Annotated in this window: 4 protein-coding genes and 1 pseudogene; 1 reads left to right on the top strand and 4 read right to left on the bottom strand. The window is 70.9% G+C overall.

Features of this window, described 5'->3' with window-relative positions:
- The 4 genes and pseudogenes from AOK03_RS28935 to leuS form a co-directional block, all read right to left on the bottom strand.
- Positions 1-187 (bottom strand): annotated as a pseudogene (locus AOK03_RS28935) (DNA-binding protein); the annotation flags it as partial.
- 646 nt (positions 188-833) lie between these two features.
- Complete coding sequence (locus tag AOK03_RS28940; RefSeq protein WP_055568314.1) at positions 834-1,679, bottom strand: DegV family protein; 846 nt, start codon at positions 1,677-1,679, stop codon at positions 834-836.
- A 131-nt stretch (positions 1,680-1,810) separates the two neighbouring features.
- Positions 1,811-2,557: a hypothetical protein gene (locus AOK03_RS28945; RefSeq protein ID WP_055568315.1), complete on the bottom strand. Its 747-nt coding sequence runs from the start codon at positions 2,555-2,557 to the stop codon at positions 1,811-1,813.
- A gap of 172 nt (positions 2,558-2,729) precedes the next feature.
- Entirely contained in the window at positions 2,730-5,636 is a 2,907-nt protein-coding gene (gene leuS / locus AOK03_RS28950; RefSeq protein ID WP_055568316.1) for a leucine--tRNA ligase, read from the bottom strand.
- A gap of 398 nt (positions 5,637-6,034) precedes the next feature.
- On the opposite strand from leuS, the gene AOK03_RS28955 reads away from it, so the two are divergent.
- Positions 6,035-6,966 (top strand): ferric reductase-like transmembrane domain-containing protein (locus AOK03_RS28955; protein WP_482256328.1); only part of this gene is annotated, 932 nt, incomplete at its 3' end.

Consider the following 6,966-nt stretch of genomic DNA (forward strand, 5'->3'; position numbering starts at 1 on the left):
GCGACGGAGTCGGCTCCGCGCCCCGCTCAGGGACGGCGCCCGCCGCACGCACCACGTCCGGAGGCCGCACGGGCTGGGCCCGCCCCGTCCAGAAATGCTGGGCGGCGAAGACCGCGGCCACCCCGAGGACCACGACGAGCGCGACCACGGCTCGCCGTTCGAGACCGCACCGCGCCTGCAGCCACATCGGAAGCCGCTCCCGCACGGCGAGCCCCAGCCGCTCCCGTCGCGAGGACTCCGACAGCTCCCGCGCAGCACCCGATGCAGACCTCGCCGCCCCCGCGTCTACCGCTACGCCTGCCCCTGCCTCCGCTTCCGCCGCGTCCGCCTCCCGCGCCCACCCGGGCCTGCGCACAGGCGGACCCGATGCGTATCCGGCCCAAGTCCCGCCCACCAACGCGGCGTCCGGAGCCGCCACGTCCAACCTCGGTGAGGGGTCCGCAGGCCGCGAAGGGAGTGAACGCGGAGGCGGAGGCGGGAGCGGAGGTGGCTGAGGTTGTGGTTGTGGTTGAGGCTCGGCGAAGAGGGTCTCCGCCCGGCGCCGGAACGCGTCCGTCGCCACCGCGCGTCGGCGACGGGCCCGCCCGCGGGCATGACGGTTACCGGCTCGGCCGTCGAATGCGCGACCGTCGGACGTGGGGCCGCGACCGGGCCCGCTCGTCGTGAAAGATGCCCGGGAAGACGCCCGGGGAAATGTCCGGGAAGTTGATCGAAGTGCCATGCCGACGACGTTAGGCACCGCCACGAAAAGTTGTTGATCTTGCTCGATTTCCGTGGATTACCCGGCAGTTGTGGATATCTCCGTCACCCGCACGTGGGACTCCACACGGGACTCAGCAAGGCGAGACGACAGCTCCCAGCAGCCCCGGCCCCGTATGCGCCCCGATCACCGCACCGACCTCGCTGACATGCAGTTCCGCGAGGTCCGGCACCCGCTCCCTGAGCCGCTCGGCGAGCGCCGAAGCCCGGTCCGGTGCCGCCAGGTGGTGCACCGCGATGTCGACCCGGCCGGACCCTGCCCGCTCGACCACGATCTCCTCGAGCCGGGCGATCGCCTTCGACGCGGTCCGCACCTTCTCCAGCATGTCGATGCGGCCGCCGTCCAGCTTCAGCAGGGGCTTGACGGCGAGCGCGGAGCCCAGGAGCGCCTGCGCGGCGCCGATGCGGCCGCCCCTGCGGAGGTAGTCGAGAGTGTCGACGTAGAAGAACGCGGACGTACCGGCGGCCCGCTTCTCCGCGGCCGCCACCGCCTCCTCGGCCGAGTCGCCCGCCTCCGCGGCCTGCGCCGCCGCGAGGGCGCAGAAGCCGAGTGCCATCGCCACCATGCCGGTGTCCACCACCCGCACCGGCACCGGCGCTTCCTTCGCGGCGAGGACCGCGGCGTCGTACGTACCGGAGAACTCGGCGGACAGGTGCAGCGAGACGATGTCGGTCGCGCCCGCCTCCGCGACCTTGCGGTAGGTCTCCGCGAAGACTTGGGGGCTTGGCCGGGACGTCGTCACCGACTTCCGCTTCTGCAGCGCCTGGGCGAGGGAGCGGGCGGAGATCTCGGTCCCCTCCTCCAGCGCCTGATCCCCCAGGACCACGGTCAGGGGCACCGCGGTGATGCTGTGCCGCTCCATCGTCCCCTGCGGCAGGTAGGCCGTTGAATCCGTGACGATCGCGACATGGCGGGACATGAGCTGGAGGTTACCTGTCTGCGCCGTCGGGTGGCAGTCCGGCCCCTGCCCGCCCGGTTCCCCCGGGGCCGCTCCCGGTTCCCCCGGAGGCGCTCCCAGGTCGTCCGGGTCCTCGCCCGGCAGCGGGCGGATCAGGTCGTGCTCTCGGGCTTGGCCTTCTTCTCCCACGGATACGGCGCTCGCGCCGTGGGCGGCGTGATCGCGGGCTGCGTCGGCTCCTGTGCCGCCTGCCGGGCGGAGCCGGACGGTTCGGACCAGGTCTGCTCGGCGCCCCTGCCGCCTTCCGGCGCGGGCTCGGGCCACTCTGCGGGGGTCCGGTCGGTGGACGAGGGCTCCGTCGTCCAGTGCCGCAGGGCGCCCGCTTCCATGTCGATCTGCGTGCTCAGCGAGTCCAGGTCGTCGTTGGCGAACCGGCGGGCCCGGTCGCGCGCCGACCACCGCAGGGAGTCGGCGGCCTTCTTGATCTGCTCCGTGCGCTCCCGCAGCTCGGGGAGCCGCTCGGCCAGAGCGGCCTTGTCCGGGTCGCGCTCCAGACGCCGGAGCTCGTCGTCCAGCTCGTGTCCATGGACGCTGAGGCGGTCGAAGAGGTCCAGGGTCTCCTTCAGCGAGGCGTCCTCGGCGGCGCCCGCCTGCAGGACGTCCTGCGTGGCCCGCATGGAGGTGCGCAACGCGAGCCGCAGCTGGGCCAGTTCACCGGCGCTGCCCACCTGCGCGAAGCTCCTGGCCCGGAGCGTGGTGTCCTCGACCGTCCGGCGGGCCTCCATGATGGTGCGGTCGACGCCGCGCTTGGCCGCCCGGACCGCCTTCACTGTCGCGTACACGCCCAGCACCAAGAACAGCACGAAAAGCAGCGCCACGATCGCGCCCACGGCTTCCATGACGCTCCTCTCCGCATCCAGTCCGCTCCAGCGACTCCTTCCACCGTAAACGGAGAAGGCAGGTCGGAGGTTCCAGCGGAACCCCCAACCTGCCCGTAAGGGAAGACCCCGATGCCACTACGCGGCAGCAGTCACGGTGACCGGTCACGCGGGCCCGGTCACACGGGATCGATCACGCGGGAACGATGTTCACCAGCTTCGGCGCCCGCACGATCACCTTGCGGATCCCCGCACCGCCCAGCGCGGCCACGACCCTCTCGTCGGCCAGCGCCACCTTCTCCAGCTCGGCGTCGGAGATGGCCGGGGAGACCTCCAGGCGCGCCTTGACCTTGCCCTTGATCTGCACGACGCAGGTCACGGACTCGTCCACGACGTACGCCGGGTCGGCGACCGGGAAGTCCCGGTGGACCACCGAGTCGGTGTGGCCCAGCTTGCGCCACAGCTCCTCGGCGATGTGCGGGGCCAGCGGCGCGATCAGCAGCACCAGGCCCTCCGCGACGGACTTCGGCACCGCGCCGCCCACCTTCGTCAGGTGGTTGTTCAGCTCGGTGATCTTGGCGATGGCGGTGTTGAACCGCATGCCGTCCAGGTCCTGGCGCACCCCGTCGATGGCCTTGTGCAGGGCGCGCAGGGTGGCCTCGTCGATGTCACCCTGAGCGACGTCGGCGACGGTGACCTCGCCGGTCGTCTCGTCGACGATCAGGCGCCACAGCCGCTGCAGGAGACGGTACTGACCGACGACCGCGCGGGTGTCCCAGGGACGCGACACGTCCAGGGGGCCCATCGCCATCTCGTACAGGCGCAGGGTGTCCGCGCCGTACTCGTCGCAGATCTCGTCCGGCGTGACGGCGTTCTTCAGGGACTTGCCCATCTTGCCCAGCTCGCGCTTGACCGGCTCGCCCTCGAAGAAGAACTTTCCGTCGCGCTCCTCGACCTCGGCCGCCGGCACCGGGAAGCCGCGGCTGTCCCGGTAGACGTAGGCCTGGATCATGCCCTGGTTGTACAGCTTGTGGAACGGCTCGGCCGACGAGATGTGGCCCAGGTCGAACAGGATCTTCGACCAGAAGCGCGCGTACAGCAGGTGCAGGACCGCGTGCTCGGCGCCGCCCACGTACAGGTCGACGCCGCCGGTCGGCTGGCCCTCGCGCGGGCCCATCCAGTACTGCTCGACGGCGGGGTCGACCAGCTGCCGGTCGTTGCGCGGGTCCAGGTAGCGCAGCTCGTACCAGCACGAACCCGCCCAGTTGGGCATGGTGTTGGTCTCGCGGCGGTAGGTGCGCGGCCCGGCGCCGTCCCCCAGGTCCAGGGTGACGTTGACCCACTCCTCGTTGCGGGAGAGCGGCGTCTCCGGAGAGGTGTTCGCGTCGTCCGGGTCGAAGGTGCGCGGGGAGTAGTCGTCGACCTCGGGCAGCTCCAGAGGCAGCATCGACTCGGGCAGCGCGTGCGCGACGCCGTCCTCGTCGTAGACGATCGGGAAGGGCTCGCCCCAGTAGCGCTGGCGGCTGAACAGCCAGTCGCGGAGGCGGAAGTTGACGGTGCCCTCGCCGATGCCGCGGGTGGCCAGCCAGCCCGTGATGCGGGCCTTGGCGCCCTCGACGTCCATGCCGTCCAGGGAGATCTCCTCGTTCGAGGAGTTGATCAGCTTCGCTTCGTACGAGGAGAAGGCGTCGTCCCACGTCCTGGTGTCGGTGCCCCGGTCGTCGGACGGCTCGACCACACAGTGCATCGGCAGGTGGAAGGCGCGCGCGAAGGCGAAGTCGCGGCTGTCGTGCGCCGGGACGGCCATGATCGCGCCGGTGCCGTAGCCCATCAGGACGTAGTCGGCGATGAAGACGGGGACCTGCTCGCCGCTGACCGGGTTGGTGGCGTAGACGCCGGTGAAGACGCCGGTCTTCTCCTTGGCGTCGGCCTGGCGCTCGACGTCGGACTTGGCGGCGGCGAAGGCGCGGTACTTGGCGACGGCCTCCGCGGGCGTGGCGTGACCGCCGGTCCACACGTCGTGGGTGCCCTCGGGCCAGGTCTCCGGGATGACCTTGTCGACCAGGTCGTGCTCGGGCGCCAGGACCATGTAGGTCGCGCCGAACAGGGTGTCCTGGCGGGTGGTGAAGACGGTGATCGCGTCGCCCTCGACGCCCACGGGGAAGCTCACCCGGGCGCCTTCGGAGCGGCCGATCCAGTTGCGCTGCTGCAGCTTGATGGCCTCGGGCCAGTCCAGCGCGTCCAGGTCGTCCAGCAGCCGGTCGGCGTACGCGGTGATGCGCATGTTCCACTGGCGCAGCTTGGACTTGAAGACGGGGAAGTTGCCGCGCTCGGAGCGGCCGTCGGCGGTGACTTCCTCGTTGGCCAGCACGGTGCCCAGGCCGGGGCACCAGTTGACGGGCGCGTCGGAGGCGTAAGCCAGGCGGTACTGGCTCAGCACCTCGGCACGCTCGGCGGCGTCCAGCTCGCTCCACGCGCGCGTGGAGTCCGGTACGGCACGCTCGCCGCTCTCGAACTGGGCGACCAGGTCGGCGATCGGGCGGGCCTGCGCGGCGTCGGCGTCGTACCAGGAGTTGAAGATCTGGACGAAGATCCACTGCGTCCACTTGTAGTACTCGGGGTCGATCGTGGCGAACGAGCGCCGCTTGTCGTGGCCCAGGCCCAGCGCGCGCAGCTGGGACTTCATGTTCTCGATGTTGGCCTCGGTGGAGACCCGCGGGTGGGTGCCCGTCTGCACCGCGTACTGCTCGGCGGGCAGGCCGAAGGCGTCGAAGCCCAGGGTGTGCAGGACGTTGTGGCCGGTCATGCGCTGGAAGCGCGCGTAGACGTCCGTGGCGATGTAGCCCAGGGGATGACCGACGTGCAGGCCCGCTCCGGAGGGGTACGGGAACATGTCCATGATGAACTTCTTGGGCTTGCCGACCAGAGCGGCCTCCGCCTCGTCCCGCGCGGCCATGTCGCCGCTCGGGTTCGGCGCCTCGTAGGTGCCGTCGGCGTCCCAGAAGTCCTGCCAGCGTGCCTCGATGTCCGCGGCCAGAGCGGCCGTATAGCGGTGCGGCGCGGCCGCCTCGGAGGCGGCAGCAGAATTCGTCTCGCTCATGATCCTCAAAGCTCCATCGATCGTCTCTGCCTGCGGAATTGACCGTGCTGGTCAAACAAAAATGCCCCTCGCACAGGAGGGGACGCCGCGCCGATTCCGACCGCGATTCACCGGCGGTCGGGACTGATCAGCGCGGCCCGCTAAGCAGAAGGCGTACGGCACGCATGGCGTCAGGGTACCGCAGCCCTCCCGCGGGTCGCGACGAGCTTCCACGGCGCAGCATTCGAACGCCGCCGCTCCCATGCCTTGGCCAAGGGTTACTCCGCGTACCGCCCGCTATCGGGGCAACACCAAGATCGTGTCGCACTTTGATAACAACGCAATAACTCAAACCCCGTACCCACCGGTATGGAGCGACTTAGCATGCGGCGGGACCGAACCATTTCGGAGCCGCCCCCATGAACCCTCTGCACCCGCACCGCAAGAGCCGTTCCCTCCCCCGATCGTCTCCCCGTTCGCCGTCCCGGTCGTCCGTTCGCTCAGCCTCCCCACCACGGCCGCACTCATTCCCGGGTGCGCCTTCCGGTTCCATACCCCTGTCCCGGGTCCTGGGCGTCGGAGCACTGCTCCTGATACCCCTGCTCGTCTTCGCGGGCAGCGACGGACTGCGGGACGCCATCGACTTCACCTCAGGCGTCCTCTCCCTGGTCTCCCTGACCGCGGCCGTGGTCTGGGGCCTGGTGGCCACGGACCGCCTGTTCCTGCACTCGCGCCAGCGCCTGCTCGCCCAGGCCGTGCACCGCGCCACCGCGATCGCCTCCGTCGGCTTCCTGCTGCTGCACGGCACCGTCAAGGTCGCGCTCGACCACGTGTCGCTGTTCGGCGCCCTGATGCCGTTCGGACTCGGCGTCTCGGGCAGTGCCGGGCTCATCGGACTCGGCTCGCTCGCCGGGCTCCTGATGATCACCACGGCCGTCACCGGCGCCCTGCGCAGCGCCTTCGCCTCCCCCGCGCGGATCGCGTCGCGCTGGCGGGCGCTGCACATGCTCTCCTACCCCGCCTGGTGCTCGGCGCTGATCCACGGCCTGTACGCGGGCCGCGAGCCGAAGCCCTGGGTGATCACGCTGTACGCCCTGTGCCTGGTCGCGGTCGCCGGTGCGGTCGCACTCCGCGCGGCACCGCGTCCGGTCAAACGGAAGGTTGCCGCCCGCATCCTCGCCCTGCTCGAACCGGATCCCGGCACCCGCCACCGGGAGGAGCCTCCCGCGCGGGACACCGCCTCCGTCCCGCTGCCCGGCACGAACGCCCCGACCGCCGCCGCGGACCCCGTGGTCGGCATCTCCGCGGCCTACCGCGCGCTGACCCCCACCGCAGCCCCGCACCACACGGT

It is taken from the genome of Streptomyces atriruber, from assembly GCF_001418325.1.
Classification (GTDB): Bacteria; Actinomycetota; Actinomycetes; order Streptomycetales; family Streptomycetaceae; genus Streptomyces; species Streptomyces atriruber.

What these genes read in the sequence shown, in the direction of transcription:
- AOK03_RS28940 (WP_055568314.1), bottom strand. Translation starts at nt 1,679, where the DNA reads ATGTCCCGCCATGTCGCGATCGTCACGGATTCAACGGCCTACCTGCCG.
- AOK03_RS28945 (WP_055568315.1), bottom strand. Translation starts at nt 2,557, where the DNA reads ATGGAAGCCGTGGGCGCGATCGTGGCGCTGCTTTTCGTGCTGTTCTTG.
- leuS (WP_055568316.1), bottom strand. Translation starts at nt 5,636, where the DNA reads ATGAGCGAGACGAATTCTGCTGCCGCCTCCGAGGCGGCCGCGCCGCAC.